Annotated in this window: 13 protein-coding genes and 1 riboswitch; of the genes, 8 read left to right on the plus strand and 5 right to left on the minus strand. The window is 51.0% G+C overall.

Features of this window, described 5'->3' with window-relative positions:
- Positions 1–379: 379 nt before the first annotated feature.
- On the plus strand, positions 380–1,777 hold the full coding sequence (gene fumC / locus AC6RNO_RS07970) for a class II fumarate hydratase (RefSeq protein WP_497105144.1): 1,398 nt from the start codon (positions 380–382) through the stop codon (positions 1,775–1,777).
- 735 nt (positions 1,778–2,512) lie between these two features.
- Here fumC and AC6RNO_RS07975 read toward each other — a convergent pair.
- The 3 genes from AC6RNO_RS07975 to AC6RNO_RS07985 all read right to left on the minus strand — a co-directional run bounded on the left by AC6RNO_RS07975 (position 2,513) and on the right by AC6RNO_RS07985 (position 3,776).
- Positions 2,513–2,680, minus strand: coding sequence for a hypothetical protein (locus AC6RNO_RS07975; protein WP_497105145.1), 168 nt, complete (start codon positions 2,678–2,680; stop codon positions 2,513–2,515).
- A gap of 498 nt (positions 2,681–3,178) precedes the next feature.
- Positions 3,179–3,379, minus strand: coding sequence for a cold-shock protein (locus AC6RNO_RS07980; RefSeq protein ID WP_474686832.1), 201 nt, complete (start codon positions 3,377–3,379; stop codon positions 3,179–3,181).
- 196 nt (positions 3,380–3,575) lie between these two features.
- Positions 3,576–3,776 carry a cold-shock protein gene (locus AC6RNO_RS07985; RefSeq protein WP_474686834.1) on the minus strand — a complete coding sequence of 67 codons (201 nt, stop codon included), beginning with the start codon at positions 3,774–3,776 and terminating at the stop codon, positions 3,576–3,578.
- A 235-nt stretch (positions 3,777–4,011) separates the two neighbouring features.
- Here AC6RNO_RS07985 and AC6RNO_RS07990 point away from each other — a divergent pair, with 235 nt between their 5' ends.
- Positions 4,012–5,235 carry an FAD-dependent oxidoreductase gene (locus AC6RNO_RS07990; RefSeq protein WP_497105146.1) on the plus strand — a complete coding sequence of 408 codons (1,224 nt, stop codon included), beginning with the start codon at positions 4,012–4,014 and terminating at the stop codon, positions 5,233–5,235.
- Positions 5,236–5,382: 147 nt separating this feature from the next.
- A complete protein-coding gene (locus tag AC6RNO_RS07995; protein WP_474686838.1) occupies positions 5,383–5,853 on the plus strand; it encodes a CBS domain-containing protein in 471 nt (156 codons plus the stop codon).
- 100 nt (positions 5,854–5,953) lie between these two features.
- Here the strand turns inward: AC6RNO_RS07995 and AC6RNO_RS08000 are convergent, their stop codons facing one another.
- On the minus strand, positions 5,954–6,259 hold the full coding sequence (locus AC6RNO_RS08000; protein ID WP_474686839.1) for an LSm family protein: 306 nt from the start codon (positions 6,257–6,259) through the stop codon (positions 5,954–5,956).
- Between the two features lie 155 nt (positions 6,260–6,414).
- On the minus strand, positions 6,415–8,037 hold the full coding sequence (locus AC6RNO_RS08005; RefSeq protein WP_497105147.1) for a stalk domain-containing protein: 1,623 nt from the start codon (positions 8,035–8,037) through the stop codon (positions 6,415–6,417).
- Between the two features lie 279 nt (positions 8,038–8,316).
- Positions 8,317–8,411: riboswitch (cyclic di-GMP riboswitch) on the plus strand.
- 51 nt (positions 8,412–8,462) lie between these two features.
- On the opposite strand from AC6RNO_RS08005, the gene AC6RNO_RS08010 reads away from it, so the two are divergent.
- The 5 genes from AC6RNO_RS08010 to AC6RNO_RS08030 form a co-directional block, all read left to right on the plus strand.
- On the plus strand, positions 8,463–12,617 hold the full coding sequence (locus tag AC6RNO_RS08010; RefSeq protein WP_497105148.1) for a fibronectin type III domain-containing protein: 4,155 nt from the start codon (positions 8,463–8,465) through the stop codon (positions 12,615–12,617).
- Positions 12,618–12,659: 42 nt separating this feature from the next.
- A complete protein-coding gene (locus AC6RNO_RS08015; RefSeq protein WP_497105149.1) occupies positions 12,660–16,193 on the plus strand; it encodes a fibronectin type III domain-containing protein in 3,534 nt (1,177 codons plus the stop codon).
- Between the two features lie 27 nt (positions 16,194–16,220).
- Positions 16,221–17,159 carry a hypothetical protein gene (locus AC6RNO_RS08020; RefSeq protein WP_474687044.1) on the plus strand — a complete coding sequence of 313 codons (939 nt, stop codon included), beginning with the start codon at positions 16,221–16,223 and terminating at the stop codon, positions 17,157–17,159.
- Positions 17,160–17,178: 19 nt separating this feature from the next.
- On the plus strand, positions 17,179–18,021 hold the full coding sequence (locus tag AC6RNO_RS08025; RefSeq protein WP_497105150.1) for a hypothetical protein: 843 nt from the start codon (positions 17,179–17,181) through the stop codon (positions 18,019–18,021).
- 23 nt (positions 18,022–18,044) lie between these two features.
- The coding region (locus tag AC6RNO_RS08030) for a hypothetical protein (protein WP_497105151.1) at positions 18,045–25,626 on the plus strand (7,582 nt) is incomplete at its 3' end.

A 25,626-nucleotide genomic window follows, 5' to 3' on the forward strand; every position in this document is an offset into this window, starting at 1 on the left:
AATTGGGCAGGAAGCAGCTTGGTAAGGAGAAAACCTGCGAAAGTACAGGTTTTTTCTCTGAGATTAGCTTGTTTTGGCTAAAAACCTGCAAAAGTGCAGGAATTTCCGCTGAAAGTGAGTATGAGTCGATGTGTTCGCTGAAAAGCCTGCACAATTGCAGGAATTGTTCGTGGCCAGCGATCAAGGGATGCAAATTCATGTATTTTTGCAGGTTTTTTCGTGCAGTCAGGCAGATTATGGCTATCTCCACTAATGTGGGGGGGCAACAGCCCGAAATTTGCAGGTTTTCACGTTGTCTGGGAATGCTATAACAGGAAAAAGGAAATGAGCCTGGGCTCGGGCTTAGTTTAGACCAATCAGCGGAGGTGCCCAAAGAGCGGTGGATCCAAACTTTCGAATTGAACGGGATACGATGGGGGAAGTCAAAGTGCCTGCGGACAAGCTGTGGGGGGCGCAAACCCAGCGGAGCTACGAAAATTTCAAAATCGGCACGGAGCGGATGCCGGTCAGGCTGATCCATGCTTTTGCCCTGTTGAAAAAGGCGGCTGCGCTTGTGAACCGCGACCTGGGAGGGCTGACGCAGGAGAAAGCGGACGCCATTTGCCGGGCGGCGGACGAGATTGCGCAGGGGCGCTGGGACGGCGAGTTCCCGCTTGTTGTCTGGCAGACGGGCAGCGGAACGCAGTCGAATATGAACGTCAACGAGGTGATCGCCCGTCGCGGGAACGAATGGCTGGAAGCGGCGGGAAGCAGCGAGCGCATCCATCCCAACGATGACGTCAACCGTTCGCAAAGCTCGAACGATACGTTCCCGACAGCGATGCATGTCGCCGGTGTGATCGCGGTTGAAGAGGAGCTGCTGCCCGCGCTGGAGCTGCTGCATGCCACGCTTCGCAGCAAGATGGACGCGTACGGGGACGTCGTCAAAATCGGCCGCACCCACCTGCAGGACGCCACCCCGCTGACGCTGGGGCAGGAGATCAGCGGCTGGGCGGCGATGCTTGAGCAAGCTGCGCGGATGGTGCGCGGCAGCGTCGATACGATGCGCGAGCTGGCGATCGGCGGCACGGCCGTCGGCACCGGGCTGAACGCGCATCCCGAGTTCGGCGCCCGGGTCGCCGCGGCGCTGGAGCGATTGACCGGCACGCGCTTTGCGTCGGCCGCGAACAAGTTTCATGCGCTGACCAGCCATGATCAGATCGTTTTTGCTCACGGCGCGTTCAAGGCGCTTGCCGCGAATTTGATGAAGCTTGCCAATGACGTGCGTCTGCTGGCAAGCGGCCCCCGCTGCGGGATCGGCGAAATCGCGATCCCGGAGAACGAGCCGGGCAGCTCGATCATGCCCGGCAAGGTCAACCCGACCCAGAGCGAAGCGATGACGATGGTCGTCTGCCAGGTCATGGGCAATGACGCCGCCATCGGCTTCGCCGCAAGCCAGGGCAATTTCGAGCTGAACGTGTTCAAGCCCGTCATCATCTACAACTTCCTGCAGTCGGTCAGGTTGCTGGCGGATGCGATGCGCTCGTTCAACGACCACTGCGCCGTCGGCATAGAGCCGAATCGCGAGGTCATCCGGCGCAATCTGGAGCAGTCGCTGATGCTCGTCACCGCGCTGAACCCGCACATCGGGTACGAAAAAGCGGCGAGCATCGCCAAGCAAGCCCATAAAGAGGGGCTGACGCTGAAGGAGTCGGCGCTGCGGAGCGGGATTTTGACGGCCGAGCAGTTCGACAGCTACGTCCGGCCGGAGCTGATGGTGCACCCGACCGAGAGTTAGGGGGCTGTTGGGGTCGGCCGGGCGAGGTTGTGCAGCGCGGCGTCGCGCCGTGCGTCGGGGGCTGCTCGCGGTGTTGCCGACGGAGCGCACACCCTATGGCGTTGTCGTTCTCGACGCCATCGGACCGCGGACTGCATCCCCCTGTTTGCTCTGTCACTTCGCATAAACATACTTTCTACATGAGTTCATCGGACAGACTCCTGGCCGAATGCCCTTGTGCTTTTCCGAAAATGCCTGCTCTCAAAGGCAAGACATTACCGGCATCTGCACAAGCGCTCGCGTCCGCGCCCCGGAAACCTAGCGAGAAGCAACCCTCGTACGTGTGGAAATGGTGCGTACCCGCGCCCGTGCCCCGGAAAACCTGCGAGAAATCAAATCTCGCACGTGTAGAAATGGCTCACCCGCGCCCGCGGCCCCGGAAAAGCTGCGAGAAGCGACCCTCGTACGTGTGGAAATGGCGCGTACACGCGCCCGTGCCCCGGAAAACCTGCGAGAAATCAAATCTCGCACGTGTAGAAATGGCTCACCCGCGCCCGCGGCCCCGGAAAAGCTGCGAGAAGCGACCCTCGTACGTGTGGAAATGGCGCGTACACGCGCCCGTGCCCCGGAAAACCTGCGAGAAATCAAATCTCGCACGTGTAGAAATGGCTCACCCGCGCCCGCGGCCCTGGAAAAGCTGCGAGAAGCAACCCTAGCATGCTTGGAAATGACACATTTGCTTGGCATCGCGTTCGTTCACGCGCAGAAAACCTGCAAATGTGCAGTTTTTTGCCCATTGATGCGCTGGAAGTGAAACATTCCTGCAAAAATACAGTTTTTCAGCGCATGCCCCGGTCTCGGCCCCATTTTCACCGAAAATTCCTGCACAATCGCAGGCTTTTCTCCAAAACGAGCTACTTTCATGGAAAAAGCCTGCACTTTCGCAGGCTTTTGGGGGTGAGGGCCGCTAACCGCCTATCGAACGGGCTGTACCGCGTCTTGGCGGCAAACTGGAGCGACGGAGAAGCAGCTTGCACGCCGGAGGTAGCGCAATCTGCCGGGCAGCGTAGAGAAAGCCTGCAAAAATACAGTTTTTCAGCGCATGCCCCGGTCTCGGCCCCATTCTCGCCGAAAATTCCTGCACAATCGCAGGCTTTCTCCAAACCGAGCCGTTCTCACGGAAAAGCCTGTACTTTTGAGCACTTTTGCAGGTTTTCGTGGTTTTCCGATCCGATTCCGAGCTTCACACCGCACGCTGGGAGCTGCGCGCGGTTTTCATTCTGTCGGCGACGTCCACGACGTCAGGGGAGTTTTTGCTGGTTTTGCGTTGTTACCAGGCCTGTCAAGCCGCGTCACGAACGGCTGGGACGCCGTTCCCAGAAACATAAAAAGCGCCGATCCCGCGGGACCGGCGCTTTTCAATTACTTTTTGCCGCTCGTGTTCGTCAAAGCGGGGAGCAGCTTGGTATCTTTCACCATCGCCGAGTTGCAAATCGGGCAGACCGGATTTTCATCGAAAGAAAAGTTATCCCTCATCCAGCAGGAGCATTGCTCCGTACTGCATGTCCAGATGCTCGTTTCTTCTTCTTGGACGGGTTCCATCGTTTTCTTTGAAAAATACAAACTAACTCCTCCTTTTCAGCCGGGAGTCTGTCCGATGAATTCAGCAGAAGGTATACTTCACTCCGGCATGTGCAAAAGTGACTCCGTCGGACTGACTCCCAGCAAGCAGCTTGGATTGGTCATGGCCGTTCGCGGCCCTCCCCGGTGCAGTTTGTCCGGCTGGAACCGCTGTTCTCCAAAAAGGATATGTGCAGGACTACAGCCTTACGACATTCTCGGCTTGCGGTCCGCGGTTACCTTGAACGACATCGAATTGAACGCGCTCGCCTTCGTCCAGGCTTTTGTAGCCTTCGCCCGAGATCGCGCTGAAGTGAACGAATACGTCTTTGCCTCCTTCAACTTCGATGAACCCAAAACCTTTTTCCGCATTGAACCATTTAACTGTACCTGTTTCCATGTGTACAAAAACCTCCAACCCTAATTTGTGTGATGCATTCACACGTTACAAAAAGTAATTTCGAAAAACCTGATGAAGGTATCTCATTAGTAAGTGAAATGCACAGCTTTGTTAATATATCCATTTTCATGAGAGCTTATTCCTCTTTTTCCAAAAATTAATTCGCAGAGCCGGCGTGTCACAAAGAAAGGAGCAAATCCGTCTCATGTTTATCAAGCTTGAGGGGGAGAGGCATATGGAACAAAAAATCGTAATCATAGGCGGCGGGTACGCCGGAATTAATCTGGCGAACGCTTTGCTGAAGCAGTTCGAAGGACAGCGTGAGTACCGGGTCATTTTAATCGATAAAGAAAGCTATCATCTCAGAAAAGTGCTGCTGTTTCGCGGCGCGGTGGGTGAGGCCGATCTCAAGATTCCGCTCTCCCGCTTTTTTCATACTGCGGTGGAGATCGTGCAGGCGGAGCTTGTGTCGGTTGATCCGGGCGCGAATCGCCTCGCCTTGAAGTACCCGGACGGGCGGGAAGGTGCAATGGCGTACGACCGGTTGATCCTGTGTCTGGGCAGCACGGCTGTGCCGGTTCCTCCCGGTAAGGGCGGCATATCCTTGTCAGGCCTGGAAAGCGGCGCGCAGATTCGGGGCCGCATGGATCACAATGTGCAGCAGGCTCTTTTGCACGTAGACGACGAAGCGTCGAGACGAACGCTTCTGTCCGCCGCGGTTGTCGGCGCGGGCATTACCGGCATTGAGACGGCTGCCGAATTTGCGCACGCCCTGCGGCAGAAAGCGGCTAAGGCGGGACTGGACCCGGCGCTGGCGTCCGTCGTCCTGGTGAATTCACAGCCGCGATTGATGGAAGCCGCGCCTGCCAAAGTAGGCCGGAGAATCGAAAAAGAACTGAACGCACTGGGCGTTCGGGTTATGCATGGCACAAGGGCGGCTGTGTACCATGATCAGCAGCATCGTCTGACGCTGGACAACGGAGCCGCTGTACAAGCGGGACTATGCGTCTGGACGCTGGGCCTTCGGCCGAATCCGCTGATTGCCGGACTCGGACTGCCGACGGAAGCGAACGGGAAGATTAGCGTCGACGGCAGGTATCATGTGCGCGGCTGCCCCGACATGTATGCGATCGGAGATTGTGCGCACATCGTCGACTCGGTCACCGGCAAAGCCGACGGTATGACCTGCAAAGAGGCCATTCCTCAAGCGCAGCGCCTTGCCAAAATCATAAAAGCGGAATATTCGGGCAAGACCGGTCCCGAGCATGCATCCTTTATGAATTTATTTTGCATCGGGCTTGGTCCGGAAAAGGGCATCGTGTGGGCGCAAAAATGGGGGATCGATATGCTGCTTACCGGTAAGCTGGGTCTGAACGTCCGGAAGCTGACCTGGGATTCGGCAAGCCTCTTGGGCGGCAAATCGCTTAAGCGGCAGCAAGCGGAAAGCTTGCGAAAATAGGTTTCCGCACGCAGAGGCAACCATTGACTGAACTTTGCTAATTGTCTTACAATTTAATTATCGTGCAAGCCGGAGAGCCGGCAGCGTTTTGAACCGGTTCTCCCGATAGCTTCCATAAACAGTTTCAAGCAAGGAGGTCGAGCGATAATGAAAGCATCGGACATCATGGTTGACCAAGTAGTGAAAGTTTTGGAAGCGGATACAATCAAATGTGTTTTGGAGAAGTTCGTCAGCCGTGGAATCGGCGGGATGCCTATCGTGAATCACTGCAATCAGATCAAAGGGTACATTAGCGATGGAGATATTATGCGCGCAGTCAGCTCGCACAGCAATGTCGTCGTCGTATCACCTTTTTTTACCTCCACCTGGATGGATACGCAGACGATGGAGGAGAAGTGCCGCGACATTGCCGATGCCAATGTGATGGATTACGCCAGAGCCAAGGTTATCACGGTCAATGTGGACACGCCGCTGAACGACGTTGCGACCCTGCTCGGCCGAAAGCATCTCCAAAAAGTCGTCGTGGAAAAAAACGGCGGCTATCTGGCCGGCATTATCAGCCGCGGGGATATGGTCCGCTTTTTCAGCCGGCAGTACTTATCCAGGCTGCCCGGCTAGCTGCGATAACAAAACATACCCGCACGAACGCTGCGAGGTTTGGACTCGGGCGGTTTCGCGCGGGTTTTTGCCTGTTCGGGGAGGGCGGCTCGGCATCCGCTTAAGCCAGCAGGGCAATCACGAGCAGTTCGTACAGCACCAGCGTCAGGATCGTGGAAGCAGCCGGATTGTAGAAGCCGCGATACATGCCATGATAGGGATGCTCATACATCGAAACCTGGAGATGCACATGTTGTTCATCCACATAGACCAAAATGCCTTCATACGTGAATCCGTCCAAGGTTTGAACATGAACCGTGCGCCCGATGTGGGGAATCAAGGTATCGCGGAGTCTGTCTCTGTTTTGCGGCAGCTCCTGCTCCTCCGAAAAATCAGCCTGATAAATAACCTGGGGTTCCATATACATGATGCGTTCTTGCCCCTTTCTGCACTCGTGTTATTCGCCTATTACGTTATTAGCCTATTCATGCGCTCCCGAAAGGTATAGGCTGCCGCCTATTCATATAAAAAAATGACCAAAGCGATCGCTCGCCTTGGCCATTATCCTGCTTCCTTGATCCTCTAATCCCGCTTAATGGTGATGAGACGGGTTTCAGGATCGTATTTGATGGTTGTGCCGAGCTTTTCGGCGATAAAACGGATAGGAACAAACGTTGTCCCGTTTCGCATAACCGGAGCGCTGTCCAGTTCCACGTTCGTTCCGCCCACTGTTGCGGACTTGCTGTCGACGGACATTACGATGCTTGTGCCGGTTACTCCGTCTTTAATCGTAACCTGCTTCCATTCGGCATTCCATTTGACGTCAGCCCCAAGCTGCTCGGAAAGGAATCTCACCGGAACCATGACGACTTCATCGTCGTTCATATACGGGCTGTAGGAGCCGTATGGATCCTCGTCCGCGGCTTCTTGGCTTTGGACAATGAAATGAAGCTCTTTTTTGGTAACTTGCAAATCTTCCTTCAGCAGCTTGTAAAACGAAGAACTCTTGTCAAAATTGTTCAAAATCGCATAGCCTCTGAACGTATCGGAATCCACATTCAACGCCCCGCCGGAAGTATCGATCGCATCCGCAGTCACGGACTGGTTCAAACTCCAGTTTTCGAAGGCGTAGGTCCATTTTATCCCGGTCACTGCGCCATCCTTATTGGGAGCCGGAATATTGAGCTCAGCCTGCACCTTGCGGATCTGCTTGTTCCGATCGACGTAATAATCGGCTTTGAACGTCAATTTATCGCTGAGGATCGCCGACACTTCCTCGTTGGCCGGTGAATCGGAAGCAGCAGTGTCTTTCATCGTTTTATCGAATTCGTCTACAGCTTTTTTCAAGTACTCATGAATCGTTGTATAAGCGAATTCGACCGCCAGGTTTTTATTGTTAAGATAGGCCATCATCAAATCCGACGTAGTCGATTGTTCCTCCAGATCGGGGTACTCTTCCTTCAATTGTTCCTGAGAAATTCTCATTTGCTCCTTCACAATCGGTACGACCGCATCGTACAGTTGGCCAAGCAGCTCTTTCAAGCCTTGCTCATCGGCGAGGACGTTCGTCAGGAACAGTTTCAAAAGACCGGCGAGCTCGCTGCCTTTTAACTCCACATGCACTTTTTGCATGTTTAGCGTTTCATTGTTCACTTGCTCCGTAGCGTCGGTTACGGAGATTGTATTCGGGTTCGGCGCATTGTTGAAGAAAAACTTATAAAGGGCCGGCCGCAGCTGCTCTGCGCTATTCGTCAGTTTTTGCCTGATTTCTTGAGATAACGGCGCCACCCTTCCGTCAGCCGCCAATGCCGCCTGGTCAAAGACGATAGGCTTCTTGGCGCCGTCAATATGTACGATCATCTTAGTACCGTCGATGACGAGCTGAAAAGGAATCGTCCCTTTGGCGTAATTCCATTCCCCATCGATCGATGCGTGCTGAGCGTCCTGCATTTTAGCGCTGTTGATCGTCAGCTTCGTATTTTTGAACGTTTGGATCAGCGCCTTTTCCTTGGGATCAATCTGATCGCTGCTGCCTGTAATCAGCTCCAGCGCAATCGATCCTTTGGATACCGAGGACTTAACGGTTCCGGTATTTTGCATAGCCTGCCCGAGATCAAGACCCTGAACGGCCTGACAGCCTGTCAAGGCGATCAACAGCACAACAAGCGCGGCGGAAATCCACCATTGTCTATGCTTCTTTTGCATATGAAATCTTCTCCTTTAATTTAATAGGTATGAGGCAGAATGTCTGATAAATTATACGCGAAAAAACGCCGAAGGACTCGCCGAGTTAAGGAGATTTTATGAAATTAGTTATGCAAAATATGCATCAAATTAAAATCGACAAAACATTCCAAAAAAAGAGGGAAATATTGAAACCTGGTCGTATATTATGTAACTAGGTATACAGTCATGCTTGTTTATAGTATAAAGGTAGGTAGGAGCAAATCCTTTTACCTATGTACATAAGCGAAGACCAATTGAAATTGAAAAAGGCAAACCTGATCGAAAGACAGGGACGCAAAGCCACGGGCCTAAACCGTTTCAGACCGAAACGGTACGGCAGCCGGGCCGCCTCTTGCAATTGGTCTTTTTTTGTGCAAATTGAAAGGGAAATGGAGGATACAAATATGAAATTTGGATTTCAAGCTGTTGTCAGGGGGCTTTGTCTATGCTTGCTGCTGCAGTTGTTCATTCCTTTGGCAGAATCGTCGTATGCATATGCCGATACGGGAGCGTGGGGTGTAAAAGTTAATTTCCAGCCTGCGGCTTCACCTGTGCCTGAAGGATTTTTGCCGGATTCGGGAAATCCGTTCAGCTCGCAAAATGGATTCAATTATGGGTGGAATAGTTCTCACACGGATTCTACGGTAAGCGGCAGTACTTATCAACCTACTCCGAATGATACCGCAATTCGCGTTCATAAAGGCGGGGTCTGGGAATTCGAAGTAAACAACGGCATCTATGAAGTTAAGGTAAGCGTCGGCGATTCCGTATATTCAAGCAATAATACTGTAATCGTTGAAGGAGTAAGCTTTTTTGATCGTATCCCTCTTGAGGGAGGGCAGCATGTCATTGCAGCAAAATCCGTTGAAGTTGCAGATGGCAGATTAACGGTCAGTTCCGGCGATGCGGAGGAAGCGGAGACGGCTTTACAGTTCATAGAGCTAACCAAAGTTGGCTCTCCCAGCACTTTGCTCGCCCTCTCTGCTGCCAGCACGCCTGTTATAGGGCCACCGCCCGAACCGAGAAAAGTGCATGGGGACAAAGTGCTGCTTTCGGGCAAGATGAATAACGAGCATAATGCTCCATTTTATCTGCAAGTGGATGGTCTGCAGGAGGAAATAGGAAGGTATATGGATGTAGAAGTGCAGCGAGTGAACCAATTGCTGTCTGATTCTGAACAAAAAGCTGTTGCATGCGCGAATTGCGATCCGGTCTCACTGCAGCGCGCAATCGACAATAGTACGCAAACCCCTTCATTTATTAAGGTGGGGCACTTGAATCTGAATTCTTCGGTAGTTTTCGGAAGTCCCTCCAAACCGGTTGTAATCATTGCGGATGGAATCAATACGAACACCAAATTAAGCATAGATGTATACGGCCTGTTGATTGTTAAGGGCAGCATGAATGCCAATTCGGAGCTAAACTTGCAAGTACATTCGTCTTCGAATGGAACGGAGCCTGCCGATGGGAGCCTCTGGGTGAAGGGGAGCTGGCATCTTAACAACAATTCCTCGGTTAGCGTGGATGGTTTGTTATCTGCCGACAGTCTTACTTTTAACAGCGGACAGTTGAACGTCCGGGCAAAGCGCGTTTTGATCAAAGATCAATTGCATATCAACACGCAAGCGGATATGAACGTAGAGCAAGAGATGATGGTTGGCGGGATCGTCTCCAACAATAGTACTGCCAACATCAAAGTAAATAACAGTGACTTGTTCGTTCGCGACGATGTGCATGTGAACAATCAACTGCATATTCAAACAGGCGGTTTGTTTGCCATCGGCGGCAACATGACGGCCAATCAACGGCCGTTCATCGATACAGGGGTCGGAGGAAACGGATCGACAAGTTTGAAATATGCGCTGCATGGATTAAAGGCGGAGTATTTTAGCGAAGGGAATTTCAAGGGGAATACCGTAACCAGGGTGGATCCGGTTATTGATTTGCAAAATAATCCTGAGTTCCCTGTTGCAGGATTCAATGATCAGGACATTTCTGTCAGATGGTCCGGACAAATTGAGGCTCTGTTCAGCGAAATATATCAGTTTGAATTGCAAACGAGCGGACCGATCAAGCTATGGGTAAATAATAATCTTTTAATAAATAAAGAAGATGCAAGTTTCCAGGGCACTGTAACAGGTTCCGTCTATTTGGCAGCGGGCCAGAGAGAGAATATCAAGGTGGAATATTTAAGTGCAAACCGTAATCCCCGGGCGGCATTGTACTGGTCAAGCAATTCCCAACAGAAAGAACGCGTTCCACAGAGTCAACTGTTTCCTTTTGGGATACCGGTTGTATCGCAAATACCAACAGAAACAAGTCATACATTAACCTGGAATCCAATCTCTAATGCCGATGGATATGAAGTGGAAGCGGATGGCGTTATATACCCGATTGGCCCCACTTCGACATTTGTTCATGAAAACCTGGGTCTTGGAACTCTTCATTCCTATAGAGTTAGGGCAACCAGCGGAGACATCACTGGGGAATGGTCTTCTTTAGCCTCCGTGTGGACGCTGCCGGCAATTCCCGAAAATTTGCGGCTAAATTCGACTAGCCATACGTTAAAAGTAGAATGGGATCCGGTTGCAGGGGCAACAGGATACGATATAGAATTCAGCGGAAATGTAGTGGACAATGGATCGGCAACTACTTATTTGGACAATGAATTGAATCCGAATACTCAGCGCAGCTACAGAGTCAGAGCGAAAAATTCCAGCGGCCCGGGGCAATGGAGCAGTGTAGTTGCGAAATCGACTTTACCCGGAGTCCCGTCGGAAATTACGGCAATCGCAACCGATTCGAGTGTGCAAGTGACGTGGAATCGAATAGCAGGCGCCGAAAGCTACGATATTGAGGTGGATGGCGCGCTTGTTGTCGACACGAATCATGCAATTTCTTATTTACATGGAAATTTACAGCCATATACTACGCATCACTATCGGGTACGGGCGAAAAATGTGGAAGGCGCCGGACCATGGAGCTCTGAAATCGAGGCTACAACGCTCCCCAGAACCCCGGTACTTACTACAGATTTATCATCTGCTAACGCGATTCAAATTAGTTGGTCCGGTATAGATGAGGCAGGCGAATATGAATTGGAAGTGGATGGGGCCATTATTAAGGTCGGCACTACTCGTACATTTATCCATACTCCATTGGAACCCAATTCGGAACATACATACCGGATACGCTCAAAAAATGTGAAAGCTGCCGGGTTATGGAGTGCTCAAGCAATTCGTAAAATGCCGCCGATGAAGCCGCAGAACGTCCGGTTCGCAGCCGCAAGCGACAAAATAGAAGTGACGTGGGATCCTGTCCTGGGGGCGACATCCTATGAATTGGAAGTGGACGGTAATATTGTCGATGTCGGACTCGTCACGTTATACACCCATGAAGGAGTGGCTTCGAATTCACAGCATACGTATCGGGTCAGGGCCAAAAATCAGGGAGGCGCAAGCGAATGGAGCGAGGCGGTCATGCAATCCGCACTTCTCGGGCAGCCGCAAAATTTTACCGCTCGCGCTACAACTTCATCCATAATTTTGGGATGGGATGCTGTTTCCGGGGCTGAAAGTTACCAAGTACTGGTCGATGGGGTTATTCGGGATAATGGCTCGGCACTAACCTTCACGCATGATGGGTTAACGCCATATTCGTGGCATGTATACAGAGTTCGCGCCATAGCCGGAGGCATTCCGGGCGTGTGGTCGGAGACTTTATCCAAAGCGACATTGCTTGGAGTTCCGGGCAACATTCGTTTAAGCTCTACCAGTTCCACTATTACCGTATCTTGGGATAGCGTTGAAGGAGCTGTGGGGTACGAGGTGGAAGCGGACGGCCAAATGTTGGATAACGGTATGTATACTACATTTGTCCACCGTAATCTGAGCCCAGATACGCTGCACACCTACAGAATCAGGAGCAAGAACGATGACGGTGTAAGTGAATGGAGCGAGCGGAGTCAATGGACAGAAGCCGTCATCCAGATCACCACTCCAAGCGTTCCTGCCAATTTCAAAGCAAAGGCAGCTGTGGATTCAGTTACTTTAACTTGGGATGCAGTTAGCGGAGCGAGGAGCTATTCGCTTGAAGTGGACGGCCGGGTCATTGATAACATTACGGAAACGAGTTATAAGCACACAGGGCTGGAGCCCAACACGATGCACCGCTACCGCATTCAGGCCGCGAACGGCAGCAAGCACAGTGAATGGTCGGAGAAACTCGAAGCCAAAACCATTTCCGAATTGATCGTTAATGTCGGAAAAGACAACATATTTAATCTGGTCGTTATTGCGCCAAAGAAAGACGGGGTTACAGCACGTAGAATCGTTGTTACGTATAGTCCGGACGATGTGGAGGTTCAGGATCTGAGCGCAATCACACCGGAGTTGGAATTGAAAGCCGGCCCGATAAGTGGCACGAACTTTACGGTCAGCAAGTTTGTACCCGGCGAAATCGTATTTAACGTTCAGAACGCCGATAAGACAACCATAAACAGCATCAAATTTATCGCGAAGACCAATGAGGATTCGAAGGTCACCTATATAGTGGAGTAATAAGGAGAGCACGTGCGAAATGCGAGGTTTGGGAGGAAATCAATGCGAACGATAAAACTGATATGTTCCATCGTGCTCTTGCTAAGCACAATTTTGGAAATCGGATCGTCGGCAGCTTATGCGGCGTCCACGACTTATTATTACTATGACAAGTACAACCTGGCTTGTACTTATGTAGAACCCCCGGCGATTAATACGGGTTATTATTCACCCTCCGGAACAGCCGGCTTTCAAACAGCGACGTTTGATACGTCTAAAAATACATGGATTTTAAGCAACTGGACCGGCTCTAATACCGGTCCGGGATACAATCTGTCCAATGGGATGCTGACCTATGTTTCGCGACATAGCAGCTATGTTATGGATAGCAGGCAAAATACGGGTACTTGTACAATGGGGAGCTTAAACCAAGCGAATATTGTAGCCTCTGATGTCAGATATCCAAACAATGGAGTAGGTGACGACGGATATTGGTATGTAAAAAAGAATATTGCACCTGCACCTTCAACGGTATCAACCCTTTATTATTTTGACAAATACGAGGCAGTATACAGATACTCCGAACCTCCAGAGTTCAATACAGGTAATTATTCCTTCTATGGGACAGCCGGTTACCAAACAGCAACGTTTGACACAGTAAATAATACATGGATTCTAAGCAACTGGACAGGCTCTAATGATGGTCCAGGTTATACGCTGAGTAATGGAATACTTACTTATGTCGGTGTTGGTCGCTATAGTTCCTATATTAGAGACAGCAGGCAAAAAGAAGGGGCATACAAAGCTGGCGCCTTAAGTCAGAAAGATATTGTCGCTCCAGACGGCACATATCCGGATAACGGGAAAGCAGGCGACGGGTATTGGTATATAAAAAGAGAAGTATCGCCATCTATTTCCATCATTTCGCCAAATTTGAATCAAATATTCGGTCAAACCGATACGTATCTAGTTCCCAAAATATCAGTAACCGGTCGGAATGGCGATACGTTGATCAATACTTACTTTTTAGATGATGAAGCTTCTCCCCGTGACAGTAAAACAATTACAAATGCTGTAACATCTCAGGTTGTTGCCTTTGATGCACTTCAATTCAATGGACTGCCGGAAGGAAAACACACGCTTAAATTTGTGTTGTCCAATAACTTGAACGGGCCTGTCACGAGCACAGTTGATTTCATTCTGGACAAATCACCGCCAATCATAGACAACATTAGCGTGGCACCAACAGATACTGCAATTACAGTTGCAGGCGCGGCAACGGATACAGGATCAGGCTTGGCACCGGAACCTTACCGATACACAATCGGATCTATAGCGAGCGCCTGGACTGCCAATTCGTACACATTTAGCAATTTAACGCCTAATACGGCCTTCAGCGTACAGATTGAGGCTAAAGATAAGCTGGAGCATATAGCGTCGAAGCAACAAACCATCTATACAAAGGCGCAGACGCCCGTATTGAGTACAAGTCAAATCGGCGAAAATCAGTTGGATATTTCGTTTCAGGATGCCAATCCTTCCCGCACGTATTACCAACTGTTTTCAGATGGCCAATACGTCAGCGAGACCGGAGTTCTGACGACAAATCCAGCATGGTTCACACAGACCGGCAAGAAGGTGACGGTAAAAGGGCTATCGCCTAACAAGTCGTACATTTTTCAGGCTAAAGCGCGCAATGATGCCGGTGAGGAAACTGCGTTCAGTTCGCCGGTGAGTGTCGGCACGCTGGCAATCCCGCCTGTAAATATAATGGCTGAAGCAACCCAGAGGTCGATTAAAGTAACTTGGCCTGCGACAGCGGGAGCGAGCTATGACATCGAAGCGGACGGCGTCGTTATGGACAACAAAACGTCCGCAACCTTTTTACATGGCGATCTTGCCCCTAATACGCAGCATAAGTATCGGGTTAGAGTGCGAAATGCCGGAGGGACAGGGAATTGGAGCGCCTTCATCAGCAAATTCACGCTGCCTGATCCGCCGGCGATTCCGATGAACATTCAGGCAACGCCGCTGCAAACGGAAATAGCCGTTTCGTGGGACGTCGTTGCCCGTGCGGAGAGCTACGATATTGAGGTAGACGGAACCGTAATCGGCAACGGAGGCAAGACGACCTTCGTACACAAGGGGCTGCAGCCGCTTACTGACCACACGTACCGGATCAGAGCCGCCAATAAAGGCGGCGTCAGCGAGTGGAGTCAGCCGGTGGTGAAGCAAACATTGCCGTATCCCCCTGCGTCGCCGGGACATGTTGCGGCGACCCCTTCGATCCATCAAGTGACGGTAAGCTGGAGCAAATCGGATGGAGCGGATGCCTATGAAGTTGAGGCAGACGGACTGATCATCGATAACGGCAGCAGCACGGCCTATGTTCATCAGGGGCTGGACGCTTTGAGTGGGCACACGTACCGGGTCAGAGCGACCAATGCCGGCGGCAAGAGTGTGTGGAGCGACCCGGTCAGCGTAACGACACATCCCGAAAAGCCGGAAGTTCCCGCGAATATCATGACGACAGCGGAAGAGAAAGCGATCACCGTGACCTGGTACAAAGTTTCTCATGCGGCCGGGTATGAAGTAGAAATCGACGGGACATCCGTCACGAATGTCACGGATAACCAGTTTGTTCATAGCGCTCTGGCACCTTCCAGCAAGCACACATACCGGGTCAGAGCCAACAATATTAGCGGCAGCAGCGAGTGGAGCAGTCCGGTCACCTTGTCTACATTCCCCGAAGGAAGCGACGGAAGTCTGTCCCTGACCAATGTTGTTGCGGTGGTGACGAACAAAGCGATCACATTATCCTGGGATACCGTAGCTCCCGAGGCCAGATACGACATCGAGGTGGACGGCCTGCTTGCCGACAATGGAAGCAATACGATCTACCATCATGGGGGGTTAAAAGCGAGCGAATTCCATACGTACAAGATTCGCTTGAAAAAGGACGATAGCCCGAACCCATGGGTGGCTATACTGTCCTTGTCGACATTGCCCGACCCGCCGGATGCTCCGGTCGGCGTTGAAGCTTTTGCGACCAATAACAGCATTGAGCTGCGCTGGCAAAAGATAGCCGGGGCGACAGGCTACGATCTGGAGATCGACGGTCAGACCGTAGACGCAGGAGATAGTCCTACGTATACACATGATAAGCTGACATCGGGAACGGCGCATACGTACCGGTTAAGGGCGAAAAACCAAACAGGCGTAACGGCATGGAGCAACGCGATTGTGAAGAGCACAACGAGCCCGACGTACACAGTCAACGTAACGGAAGGGCAAAGCTTCGATTTGTCGCTGCTTGCTTTCAACGTTCAGGATTTCAGTGAATTGACGTATGTGGTTACGTATGATCCGAATCACCTGGAAGTCGTCGATTTGTACAATTACACGCCGCAGCGGGATGTCATGCAGTCAGGGAAGATTCCGGGCTCCAACCTGACGGTTGCTTATACACCTGGACAAATCACATTCAAGAACAGTCAAAATGTGGTGCCCGGGACTTCATGGTCCGGGGAAATCACGGCGATCTTCCTGAAGGCTAAAGTGAACGGAGAAGCCCAAATCGACGTTGTTGCCAAATAATATGCAGATCATAGCGAGGGTGATGGCGTGAAACGCTTTTTCAACAAATATTATAAATGGATAGCCGGCATTATAGGCGTATCTTTAATTGCCCAGATGTTTATTGTGTTCGTGAACGATAAGGCGGTCAAGCCGACAAGCACGGAATCTATTGTGGAACGCAGCGATGACAGCAAAATCGCAGCGGATATTTCCAACATGACAGGTGTGAAAGTGGAAGAGATTTTAAAGCTTAAACAGGCCAATATGTCTTGGAATGAGGTCTTGGATAAATTAAAAAATGTTAGCAAGAGCGGCGAGCAGAATGAAAAAAGCAAGAGAAACAGTCTTCTGGCAGAGGCAGGGATTGAAGAGATTATTCAAAAACTGCAGGATCAGGGATTTAAGCAAGAGGAGATTTTGACGGCAAAAATGCTCGCCGAGAGGCTGCAATTTCAACTGAAGGAGATTGCGGACGATGCCGGGCACAAGCCTCAAACTCCGCTCCCCGAGCTTGGTGCGGATAAGAAAAAGGACGAGAAGACGGAGGCGCTTCAAAAGATCGCCGAGCAGTTCGATACCAAATCGGCTATCTATTTTATGCTCGTGCTACGGAAAGATTTCGGCAGTCCGGAGGAAGTGCTGGACGAGTACCTGCTCTCCTTGCAGCTCGGGCTGAATTTGGAAGATTACATCCGCGACAAAGAAAAATATTTGCAGGATAAAGACGAAAAGAGCATACAAATATCCCGCAATAACATCATCACCATGTCGGTGATTGAGCTTACGGTTCTGGAAAACATACAGAAAAACAATTCGGTCGCCAAAGACGAGCCGATAACGGCCGGGAAAGAGGGCGTGTCGGCAAAAGATTCCCAAGGAAAGTCTTTGCTGCCGGACGTCTCGCCTCCGCAGATCAAGAACCTCAAGCCGGGCAATCCGGCCGAGGATGTCATGAAAGAGATTCGCGCTTTGAATCCAAATTAGCCGCAAAGGGGTACATGAAATGAAGATAAAAACGATGTCGAAGGTCTTGGTAATCGTACTGGCTTTAAGTGCGTTACTCCAGACCGGGTATACGCTTTTGTCCATCGTGCAGGCGCAAACCGCTGCTTCTGCGGGGGGAACCGAAGCTGCTGTAAGTATAGACATTCCGCAGGACGTATTGGACAAGCTGAAATCATCCGATCCGAGCAGGTACGACACTAATCTGACGAATTATAGGAAACTCCTTGTTGCTCTGGATGTCCACGGCAAATTTAAGCGGGAAATCGAGCGGCTCATCCTGGAAGGGCACCGCTTGCCTGATCTTTTGATTGCCTATGAATTCCTCAATCAAAATTATGGCAAAATGCAAGATTTGGAGACTATAGTCAAGTCCCGGGAAGCGGGCAAGACCTGGGAGGCTGTATTCACCGGCTATAACAAGGGTCATGCGGCTTTCGTTCCCCGATCGTTCGATTCGGGTTATTTGGAAAGTTTGATGAAAACTCCGGGATTTGCTCCCGATGATATTATGATTGCCGACCGACTCGCTTTCGTTTCAGGGAAGCCGGTAAAAGACCTCATTGCAGGCAAGCTGGAATCGCAAAATAGCTGGAAGGAAATTGCGGCAGACCTGGACATCCTGCATAGCGCATCAGGTCTTCCCAGGGTGCAAATAACCGCCCAGCAGTTGAAGCAATATACGGTTCCGGGAACATTTGCGGAAGCAAAAGTGACTGCGGCGTTTGTACTGGCGCAAAAGATCGGCAAGAGTCCTGAAACGGTAATTGGCAAGATGCAGGCAGGCATGACGGACGAAGCTATTATGGCGGAAAGCTATACCGAAACCTACGATAAATTCTGATAAGGCTGACTGGAGGTGCCAGGTTGAAACGTTGGAGCAAGACTTTATTCTTATCTATCCTGTTTTTCATTGTTCCGGCTCAGTTGATTTACGCGGAGACACTGGAAGATCAAATCAATAACCTGGTCGGGCCCAAGCAGCAGTATAACACGATGCTTTCCCCGGTTTATTTGAAAAATAACGCCAGCGAGGAGCAAATCAGCCCGCAAAGCGGCGAGCTGACGCTGACTCAAACGGATTACGTATTGCCTGGCAGAAACGGCCTGGATCTGGAAATAAAACGCATTTACAAGAGCGGAATTTCCAATGTTCAGGAGATGAATGTGAAGTACGTGAACGGCGCATGGGTGGATGTCGTTGAGTCCGGCGCTGCCACGTCTTCCTTTTACGAGGACCGGTACAATCTTGGCATCGGGATGAGATTCTCATTTCCGAATATGGAGGTTAAAACCAACTCCGACGGCACAACGTACAACTATTTACATACGGAGAGCGGGGACGTGTACCGTTTAAAAGGAACTACAACGAATGGCGTTCTCACCTACTTGCCCGAAGGGCAAACCGTCAAAGACGTTGTCGTGAAAGAAACTGCCGAATTCAAGAACGGACAGGCCGACGGCACTTCCAAGTTCGTCATGACCGGGAAAGACGGGAAGAAGACTTATTTTGCCGAGGACGGAAGAATTGTGGGCATTGTCGACCGTTACGGGAACTCGATTGTTTTTGAGTACAGTACGCTTTCGTATACAGTTGACGGCACAGCGATAACGAAGAAGCTGATGTCCAAGATAACGGATACAGTGGGCAGGGTAACGACCATTGAGTATAAAGAGGATCATGCGTTTACTGTAGGGCCTATCGCGAATTCGTCATACAGTGCCGAAGAGAGCTATAAAACCTCGCAAAATCCGAATACGAGCGATTCGGGGGATTTGCAAGGGAAGTTTCAAGTCATTGTTCATTTGCCTGGTGAGAAAAGTATCACCTACGATAAGTCCGCCGTCCTGGTCAATTCGACCAAACAGGTTATCCGCACGCGGCTGCAGCGGGTCTTCGATGTGGACGGTCTTCCCAAGTATCATCTCTGGTACGAACAGCCCGATCTCGGTTTCACTTATATGAACGGGACCAAGTATGCTGTATACAACCGTTATGAAAATCTGGTTCAGGTTGATTACAGCAAGACGAATCATATGAAGCGGTATGTGTACAATTCATACACGAAGAGCTTGAACAGAGGCAGTATGCAGTACCGCAAAATTTTTGAAAAGCAGGAGCTGGTCAAAAAGAGCTATGACCCGTCCAAAACGAAATTCGAAGACCGCTTCATTGTCGATATCAAAGATAAGGCGAGCTATACGTACACCCATGAAGCGGACGGGTTCGGAACGGACGGATACAAGGAATCGGACGATACTTATTTAAGGGATACCTATCGGTATGAAACGGAGATTGCGGATTTAATCGGAAATACGGTCAAATATACGTACGACGGCCTGCATCAGTTAATCGTCACGAACAAACAGGGAAAAGAACACAAAGAGGTCATCCTGAGTGAGCGGGACGAACTGAAGCTGGTGAAAAAGCAGGAAAGCCAGCTCTATCAAGTGGTGAACGGGCAAGCGACCGGCGAGCCTGTCAAAAAAATCGAGAATTTCCGATACGATGAATACGGAAATTTGACCAATTACACCGGCCCGGATGCGGAACGTGACGACAAAGGGTACCCCGTCAACGCGGAGCGCACCGTCGTGTACGCTTATGCTTACGACAAGTTTCATGTGCTGGCCTCGAAGACATGGAAGAAAGACAAGGAAACGACCAGCCAAAATTTATATACGATCGACGATAAAGGAAATGTCACGAAAGAAAGCAAAATCGATACCGATAACAATGACAACTGGATTGTGACCGATTATCAATATGACAACTACGGCAACATGACGAGGAAGGCGGTGCAATCGGGAGGGCAAGCCTTCGTCACTCAGTACGAGTACGGAACTGACGCGAATGGCGTTGACGTCAAGGGAGCTTATTTGACCAAGGAATACCAGTCGCTGGATGGGCAAGAAATCGCCAAGAAGTATGCGTATGACCTCAACACGGGCAAGCAAGCGGCAGAGGTTGATCCTAAAGGCAATAAAACCGTCTATGAATACGATGCGTTAAGCAGGGTAGTGAAGAAGTTTCAACCGGATAACAGCATCAAAGTGTACAATTATGAAGAAAATCCATATGCGAACCTGAAAATCCGCTACACGGACCCGGAGCAGACGAACTTTTTATACGAATACGACATTATGGGTTCTCTGGTTCAGGCCAGTGTTTCGGATAATGGGAAATGGGTTGCTCTGCAGACGTTCGACTACGATGCCAAAGGCAATAAAAAGAAAGAAACCGATACTAACGGGCACAGTATCCGTTATGAATATGACAGCCAATACAGGCTCGTTCAGAAGTCGTACTACGAAAACGATACCGTTAACAAAGGTTCGGTGGTAATCGGGTATCAGATCGGCTACAGCAAGGATACGCCGCTTCTCGTTACGATTAAGGATGAAGAAGGGTATGCGAAAAAATATTACTACGACATTGCGGACAGACTTGCCAAGACGGAAGTCACTCCGGATAATGTCCGCTGGTATGCAACAGCGTATTCTTATAACTATGCAGGCAATAAAGTAAGCGAAACGGATGCCAGAAACAGCGCGACCCGCTACGAATTCGACAATTTCGGCAGATTAAAAGGGAAGCAGGACGCTTTGGGCGGCAGGACGGAGTATGTCTATAACGCGCTGAATCAGGTTGCGTTGCTCAAGGAACCCGGCGGCAAAATGACCGAATATGCATTCGATGCGCTGGGCCGTATAAGCACGAAGAAAGTATACAGCAAAGGCTCGTCGGACTATACCTATACCGCTTACGCTTATGATGCAGCGAATAACGTCACAAGTGTCAAGCAGGGCAGCGTCGAGGCTGGTACGGATAACGTCTCGTCCGACAGCAGTTATTCCTATGATGCGATGAATCGTATAACCGACGAGTACACCAAGATAGACGCCGCGAGGACGGGGCATACGAAAAACAGCTATAACAAGAACGGCAGCAAGACGAGCTCGATTCAATATGCCGATCAGGATGAGACGAAATACCGAATGTATTCCTATGTCTATGATTTTGCGGGGCGGGTGAAGGAGGACAAAGGAAGCTACAAGGAATCCGACCAGGAATACGGGGCTTATCAGAACCTGTATCAAAGGGATTACGCAGGCAACCTTCTGACGCAGCAAGCCTATAATGGCAGCGGTTATGATAAGACCGTCTATACGTACGATTACCGCAACCACGTCAAAGAAAAGCTGGAACCGTACGGCGGCAATCCTGAAGGCAAGCGTACGCGCTATCAATACGACAAGGCGGGCAACGCCGTCTCCCAGACGTTGACGATTCAAGGAATCGACGCAACGGTAACTTTGGTTATCGACGGCTTGGGCAAGACAGTGAAGAAGATCGATCCGCTCGGCAATGCTTCAAGATTTGTATATGATGCCGCAGGCAACAAGATCAAGGAAATCGATGCCAGATATATGGCGCTTTCCGAGGATCAGGCGCCGGGCATCGAATACGAGTATGATGCGCTGAATAGACCTGTGCGGGCATCCGTTTTTGACGGCAAAGCAAGAGAAGTGATTTCTTATAAAGCATACGACGGGCGCGGCAATATCGTCAAAGAGTCGGATGGCGAAGGATATAACGCAGCGAATCCGGACAAATCGGCAGGCATTACATTCGAATATGATGCCAACGACAGAAGGGCTGCCATCGTTTCGGCGGAGCTCGCCTTCCAGAATGAGAAGAACGGAACGCGCTATGTGTCCAAAAGCTTCAAGTATGACGGCTCAGGCCATGTGACTTCCGAAACCGACGCTCGGGGAAATACGACAAGATATGTGTATTATTTGAACGGTTTGCCTAAAGAGAAAACATTAGCCGACGGCAACAAGGAAGCTTACGATTACGATTTGACCGGCAAGGCTATGCAGATCAAGACGGACAGCCAGGGTCGGATTACGAAAATATTCAATACTGTCTTTGATAAGCCTTACCGCGTCGAATATCCGGACGGAACAACGGAGCGATTCAAGTATTCCGCCAGAGGCGAGCTGTCCGAGCGGTACGATCAGGCGGGGAATGCTCAGTTGCTGAGCTATGATGCTTCGGGCAATCCGATTGAAAAGAAAGAGTTCATCAAGCAGGAAGGCGCCTCCGGCTCCTATAAGCTGACGGAGCTTCAATATGATGAGGCGAATCGTCTGATTGGCAGCGAGACATTCCTCTATCGGGACGGAACGAACGCGGGCAAAATATCGTCAGGCAATAAAGAGAGCCGCGCATACGACAAAGCGGGCAGGCTCACTAAAATTTCCGGACCCAACGGCAGGGAGACGACTTACGACTACGACCGGGCCGGGAACAGGACCTTGCAGCTGCAAAAAGCAGCGGACGGCGATGACAACGTCAGAAGGTATGCATACGACGTGAGGTCCCAATTGATCGGGGAGTCATTGCTTGTAAAGACCTCCGACCTTAGTCTGGACTACTTGTCCGGCGCTAAATACGACAATGATTATACGGATCGGGTTTTTTCAACCACTGCCTACAGTTATTACAAAAACGGCAGTTTGAAGAGCCAGACGGATGCACAAGGACGTTCTACGCAATTTGAGTATGATTTTGACAAAAGACCGGTGAAAAAGATCGACTCCTTGCAAGGAACGGCTCTGTATCGTTACGACGCGAACGGCAATCTGCTGGAAGAACAGAATGCGAAGGGCGTCTCCATCGTGTATGAGTACGATGCATTGAACCGGTTGATCCGCAAAAAGACGCCGGCTGCGGACGGCTCCCTGGCGACAACGAGATACGTCTATGATGCTGTCGGCAACTTGATCAAGCAAGTGATGCCGAATCAATATGATCCGGCATACGATAACCCTGCTTCAGTCACAAGCTTGGCGGGTACGGCCTATGCATTCGATGCGATGAATCGCCGGACAGCTGTCTTCTCGCCTGATGGCAGCGGCATAGAATATATCGAGTACGATGCTCGCGGGCAAATCCGCAAAGTCGCGGACGGATTGAGATATACAGGGGATATGCAGACGTCTGCGGGAACCGTTTTTGCTTACGACGGGCTGGGACGCGTGGTTCGCAAGACAGATGCTTTGCAAAATAGTACGGATTACGATTATGACGTGCTTGGCAATTTGATTCGAACCGTGGATGCGCTGGGCCGTGAGACTAGCTATGCCTACAACGCCGACAGCACGCTGCGCCAGGCAACATTTGCCGACGGGGGAACGACCGCCTATGCGTATGACGGGCTGGGCCGCAAAATCGCCGAAACGAATCAGTTAGGCAATACGGTCACATACACATACAATGCTTTCGGCAAAGAAAAGACGGTGAAAGACCCGTACGGCGATTACACGGAAAACAAGTACGATCTGGTCGGCAACCTCGTTTCTTTCAAAGATAAGCGGGGCAGCGTGACGCTTCTCCGATACGACGCAGCGAACAGGCTGACTGTCAAAAGAACGCCGGTCGACCGGGACGGAAGCGGCAGCACCATGTATGCCGTAGAGACGTATGCGTATGACGCCGTGGGAAATCTGCTGAAGAAAACCGTGACAGGTTCGAAGGATGCGGCGTTCCTGCGGGAAACGACCTATACGTACTACGATAATAATTTGCTCAAAACCGTTTCCGACAACAGCGGCGCTTATACGCAAAGCGATTATGACAAGAACGGCAATCTCGTCAAGACGCAGAAGCTGCGGGAAACGTCGGTTTACGATGTGGAGAAGTTCGAGTATGACAATTCGAACCGGTTGGTGAAACGGATCAAGCTAATGGATGAAGCGGATTTGGATGCGGCAAGCTTGAGTGACGCCGCGGCGCTGCGGGATGCCGAATATGCGGGCAAAATCCGTATCATAACCGGTTACGAGTACGATCTTCTCGGCAACCGTACGAAGCAAATCGATCCGCGGGCGTACCGGTATGCGGGGGAAGAGCGGGAGCCGTACATCATAACTTACACATACGATGCGCTGAACCGCGTGGATAAAGTGATCCGCAAGGTGAACGGAGCCGACGTTTACAAGCAATACACCTACGACAAAGTCGGCAACCGCGTGGCGGAGCGGAATGAGAGAGGGCTTGTCACCCGTTACGCTTTTGACACCTTAAACCGCGTCGAACAGGTTACGGACCCTGAGCAGCATACGTTCACATACAAATACGATTTGGCCGGCAACAAGCTTGCGGAGACGAATGCCCGGAACAACAGCATGACGTACGGATACGACAAGCTGAACCGTCTTGTTACGGTGACCGACCCTTACGGCATTGTCATCTCCCGCAACATGTACGATGCCAACAACAATGTAATCAAAAAGATCGATGCGAAAGGGTATCTTTCGGGCAGCACAGATGAAGAGCGGTACGGCTGGCTGTACACGTATGATTTGGCCGGACGCCTCATCCGCACGGTGGACCCGGAGATCGCCGCGCAGAACAAGCCGGAGAAGTTCACCGCTCTGTACCAATACAATCCGGCGGGCGAGAAAGTCAAGGAGACGGACGCATTAGGCCATGCCAAATCGTATGAGTACGATCCTGTCGGACGTCTCATCCGGGTCACCGACCCGTTAGACGTCAGCGTTGCATACAGCTACGATATGGCCGGCAACAAGCTGGACATGACGGACGGCAAAGGGAAAGTCACCCGCTACCGCTACGGGGCGTTCGGATTGCTGCGCTCGGTCACGAACGCGTTGAGTCAGTCGATCGCGTATCGCTATGATTTGGCTCTGAACGCAGCGGAGATGACCGACCGCAACGGCAACCATACCCGTTATGTGTACGATAACAGGAACCTGCTGCTGGAAAGAACCGTCAAGGAAACAGGCGACTCGGTCGCTTATACGTACGACGAAGCGGGCAACCGGGCGTCGATGACCGACGAGAGTGGGGCAAGCAGCTATACGTACGACGGGAATAACCGTATCCTGCAGATTTCCAAAGGCGGGACTACACAGATTGCTTACACCTATGACGCCGTGGGCAGCATCGAAACCGTCACGGATTCCAAAGGCTTCGTTACATCCTACACTTACGACAAGTCAAGCCGGATGGCGACCGTATCGTTCCAAGGCAAGACAACGGCCTACACCTACGACGAGAACGGCAACCGGACGTCGATTGCTTACGAGGGCGGAGTGAAGGAAGAGTATGCGTTTGACAAAAACAACCGGTTGATGAAGCTCGTGAACAAGAAACCGGATGGCAGCCTTATATCCGAGTACGCTTATGCATACGACGACGCGGGAAGACAAACGGCGAAAACCGACAGCTACGGCACAACGAATTACAGCTACGATGCGGCGGGAAGAATCGAAAAAGCCGAGGCGCCGGGCAAAACGACCATCTACGCATATGACCGAAGCGGCAACCGGCAATCCCAGAGCGAGACGTACACGTCCGAACAGCCGAGCGGCTATACGGACCCGGTGAGCGGCACGGAAGTGAAGTACCTGATCA

The sequence above is a fragment of the Paenibacillus sp. sgz302190 genome, from assembly GCF_059820445.1.

What these genes read in the sequence shown, in the direction of transcription:
- AC6RNO_RS07975 (WP_497105145.1), bottom strand. Translation starts at nt 2,680, where the DNA reads ATGAAAGTAGCTCGTTTTGGAGAAAAGCCTGCGATTGTGCAGGAATTT.
- AC6RNO_RS07985 (WP_474686834.1), bottom strand. Translation starts at nt 3,776, where the DNA reads ATGGAAACAGGTACAGTTAAATGGTTCAATGCGGAAAAAGGTTTTGGG.
- AC6RNO_RS07990 (WP_497105146.1), top strand. Translation starts at nt 4,012, where the DNA reads ATGGAACAAAAAATCGTAATCATAGGCGGCGGGTACGCCGGAATTAAT.
- AC6RNO_RS07995 (WP_474686838.1), top strand. Translation starts at nt 5,383, where the DNA reads ATGAAAGCATCGGACATCATGGTTGACCAAGTAGTGAAAGTTTTGGAA.
- AC6RNO_RS08000 (WP_474686839.1), bottom strand. Translation starts at nt 6,259, where the DNA reads ATGTATATGGAACCCCAGGTTATTTATCAGGCTGATTTTTCGGAGGAG.
- AC6RNO_RS08005 (WP_497105147.1), bottom strand. Translation starts at nt 8,037, where the DNA reads ATGCAAAAGAAGCATAGACAATGGTGGATTTCCGCCGCGCTTGTTGTG.
- AC6RNO_RS08010 (WP_497105148.1), top strand. Translation starts at nt 8,463, where the DNA reads ATGAAATTTGGATTTCAAGCTGTTGTCAGGGGGCTTTGTCTATGCTTG.
- AC6RNO_RS08015 (WP_497105149.1), top strand. Translation starts at nt 12,660, where the DNA reads ATGCGAACGATAAAACTGATATGTTCCATCGTGCTCTTGCTAAGCACA.
- AC6RNO_RS08025 (WP_497105150.1), top strand. Translation starts at nt 17,179, where the DNA reads ATGAAGATAAAAACGATGTCGAAGGTCTTGGTAATCGTACTGGCTTTA.